Annotated in this window: 4 protein-coding genes and 1 pseudogene; all 5 read right to left on the reverse strand. The window is 44.3% G+C overall.

Annotated features, from left to right (window positions below):
• A pseudogene (locus L4C33_RS20590) lies at positions 1-695 on the reverse strand (O-antigen ligase family protein); the annotation flags it as partial.
• Positions 696-862: 167 nt separating this feature from the next.
• Positions 863-1,468, reverse strand: a complete 606-nt coding sequence (locus tag L4C33_RS20595; protein WP_428814262.1) for a hypothetical protein — start codon at positions 1,466-1,468, stop codon at positions 863-865.
• A gap of 107 nt (positions 1,469-1,575) precedes the next feature.
• Positions 1,576-2,022, reverse strand: coding sequence for a VanZ family protein (locus L4C33_RS20600; protein ID WP_428814263.1), 447 nt, complete (start codon positions 2,020-2,022; stop codon positions 1,576-1,578).
• A complete protein-coding gene (locus L4C33_RS20605) occupies positions 2,010-2,735 on the reverse strand; it encodes a hypothetical protein (RefSeq protein WP_428814264.1) in 726 nt (241 codons plus the stop codon). The genes L4C33_RS20600 and L4C33_RS20605 overlap by 13 nt, the downstream gene beginning before the upstream one ends.
• A 4-nt stretch (positions 2,736-2,739) precedes the next feature.
• On the reverse strand, positions 2,740-3,565 hold an 826-nt coding region (galU, locus tag L4C33_RS20610), incomplete at its 5' end, for a UTP--glucose-1-phosphate uridylyltransferase GalU (protein WP_428814265.1).

Consider the following 3,565-nt stretch of genomic DNA (forward strand, 5'->3'; position numbering starts at 1 on the left):
CCCCCACTCCAGCGTCGAATACGTTCATGCCAATGCCCGGACGGACTAATATGAAGTTGAGCCACAATCAAGCCCGACCCGACCGCTAAACACATCATCAAATAGTTGGCTAAATGGTTTTTATACACAAATGAGCCAGTGGCGATTCCGCTTTCTTTAAAGCCAAATACCAAAGAATATTTCCAGCCAAGTAACACAGCCATCGCGCCATAAAAAGCTTGCAACGTACCACTTGCCACTAACGCTAGAGCTACAGATTTCAAACGAGCTGGTGTATTGATTAATACCGCAGCGTTAAACGCAAACAACGTATAAGCAACACCTTTTGCTAACGCTATTGTTGATGCATGCACATCAAGAGAAATTGCGCCATGGCTTACACCAACGGCTTTGTAAATGTCGGCCGCKTAAGGCGACACCATCGCCAGAGTCGATAACTCTAACGGAATAATTTGAATAACATTCCAAAATTGGAAGAGCGCAAGCGGTACCAATAACCACGCGAAACGCTTTAAACGCGAAAATGGGAAGGCGCGCGTTTTGGGTAAATAGCTCACAACCAAACAAAGTGTTTGAATAGCCACGAGAATCTCAGCAACCGACCATGCCCACACACGATTGGAGGCGAGTGGTATAGGCAACCAGACGATCAAAACAAGGAGTAAAAAGAAACTCACTTTTTCAAAACGAACCATTAAAAACCCTAATCTAATTTAATCGAAAGTCTGAGCTCAACGAGTGGCATCGATGATTAAGTACAGATTACTCAATAGTAAATATCACTCAAAAACAAAGCCCTATACCAAAATTGTGAAACATAACGATATAGAGCTTTGGGCTTATATCACTTTATAAAAAGTGATTAGTTACCAGATACAGGAGAACGATCATTGTCGTTGTTCGGAGTACCTGGAGATGGAGCAGATGGCGCTTCTGGAGCTGGAGTTTCAGGTGCTACAGGAGCCGGAGCTTCTGGTGCAACTGGAACTTCTTCAACACCACCAGATGCAGGCGTTTCCGCTACATCTGTTGGATCGACACCAGCAGCAAGTGCCGCTTCAGTGATTTCACTGTTCGGTACTTCAGCCGCACGAGCAACTTCAGCAATTTCTGCTGCTGCTTCTGGCGCTTCAGCCATTGCTGCTTTTGTTACTTCTGCAGCGGCTTCTGGAGCTGCTGCTACTGCTGCTGCCGTTACTGCTGCTGCTGCTTGTGGCGCTGCCTTGATAGCTGCAGTTGTGATTTCAGCTGCTACTTCAGGGTGCGCTTTAACAACGGCTTCAACGATAGTTGCTGCAAGCTCTGGGTATTGAGCAATAAGCTCAACTGCTAGTGCTTCAGCAGACAGTGAAGAAGACGCAACCATTTCTTGGATATTTACTGTATCCATTGCCGGCGCTGCAATTGTTGGTGCTGCAACCACTGCTGCACCAAAAGCAAGGCTCACTGCCAATGCTTTTAACTTCATAGAACAACCTTATTATTGTTAACGTTGAAAAAATGGAAGAGTGCACTCGACCATCCCCTCTTTTACTGCTCTTTATCTCATTCAAAGATTGGCTATTCTCAGCGTACCTATTTGCTACAAGCCTCTGCCTTTTTACGGAACAAGTGATTCCAACAAGAGTAGATAAACGCTCCGAATAGCACGCCGATAATATTGATAACCATGTCGCAAACAGAGAACTCTCGCAGTGAGCTAAAAGCTTGCAAGATCTCGTCTGTCATCACCATAGTTAATATTACGAGCGTAATGGGAGAGAGCAGATAAATAGGACGATGCAACCACACAGGTGGCGTCGCCCATGATGCTACTAAGCCAAGGCAAGACGACAACAATGCATGTAGCGCCCAGTCTCCCCCTAATAACAACTCGGTTTCCCGTACCAAATTACCGTAGACACCAAACGTCTTCGCCATAGAAGCCAAACCACCCGCCAGCACAATCAACAGCAAAACCAAAGTTCGGCGATTAAAGAGGCTCATCAAGTAATGTTTGTTCTTAAATACTAGGCGCGACATTCACGAATCTTAACGTTATTGAATTTCAGTAAATTACACGCCCTTTGCTTGTTGGTAGAACGCGAAATGACTTTTCCAATTTGTCGGTAATTTAAACGGTATTTTTTCGGAGAGAGCAAATATCGGCTAGCCAAAACCTTTTCATTGGTTGCTAAGCTAGGCCAATACGCTAAATAAAACTCTAAACTTGCCAACGCGACACTCTTTTCGAACGGCCCATATTTTTGTGCCAATTCAAATTGCTGAGCAATGACAGTTTGGCTTGCACCTTGTTGCCATAGTTCCATCGCTTTATAAACGTATTGATCAGCCATTGTGGGGCGGCGTTGAATAGCACTGTCTAGCAACGCCACTACATTCAACTGTAAAGAGTCACCATCACTTGCTAGTTGTGACTGGCTAATTAAGTGATCAAACCAACGAGAAAAGCTCGCGACGTAAGCTTGAGTGCTCGGCGTGCTGCCATCCCACACCAAAACGCCTTCAGCTAATTGCCTTGCATCGATAACTGAAGGAGCAACACTTTCCGCAACTAAAGATTCCATGCCTTGGATTTCACTTTTCAAAGACAATACATATAAATTGCCGATGGCTGACTTCCCTGCATACAACATAGTCCCAATAGAAAGCACTATTAACGAAAACAGGAAAACCAGTTTTGCTACATAAGAGCGAGCGAAGAAAGCCGTTGTGTGGGTGTTAGTGTCTGACATTAAATTAGTCTTGCTTCTCGGTGCTAGCTTGTTTCTCGGTACGAGCTTGCTTAGCTTCGATATGCTTATCTTGCAGGTACACATTTTGGTAGCAGTAGTTCGTTGCTTCGATATAACCGTCTACACTGCCACAATCGAAACGCTTGCCTTTAAATTTGTAAGCAATCACGCACCCTTGTTCTGCCTGTTTTAAAATAGCGTCTGTGATCTGAATTTCCCCGCCCTTTCCTGGTGTCGTATTTTCAATGTGTTCAAAAATATCTGGCGTTAAGATATAACGACCAATAATAGCCAGGTTACTTGGTGCACTGCCCGGTTCTGGCTTTTCAACCATATCGGTCACGCGGATCAAGTCATCACTTAAATGCTCACCCGCAATAACACCATATTTATGGGTTTCATCTTCTGGTACTTCTTCAACTGCAACAATGGTGCAACGAAATTGCTTAAACAGCCCGACCATTTGCTCTAAAACACCCTGATCTGCGTGGACACATAAATCATCTGCCAATACCACAGCAAATGGGTTATCCCCCACTAGTTCTTTACCGGTAAGAATGGCATGGCCTAAGCCTTTCATTTCGCGTTGGCGAATATAAGTAAAGTTAGCGCCATCAATAAGCTCTCGAATATCGTCTAACAGCTCTTCTTTGTTCGTACCATTAATCTGGTGTTCTAATTCGTAGTTTTTATCGAAGTGATCCATCAAAGAGTTTTTTCCACGGCCAGTCACAATTGCCATGCTATTCATGCCAGCTTGAATCGCTTCTTCTACGCCATACTCAATCAGCGGTTTATTAACGATGGGCATCATTTCTTTTGGCATAGAC

The sequence above is a fragment of the Vibrio makurazakiensis genome (genome assembly GCF_050337375.1).
In the GTDB taxonomy this organism is placed as follows: Bacteria; Pseudomonadota; Gammaproteobacteria; order Enterobacterales; family Vibrionaceae; genus Vibrio; species Vibrio makurazakiensis.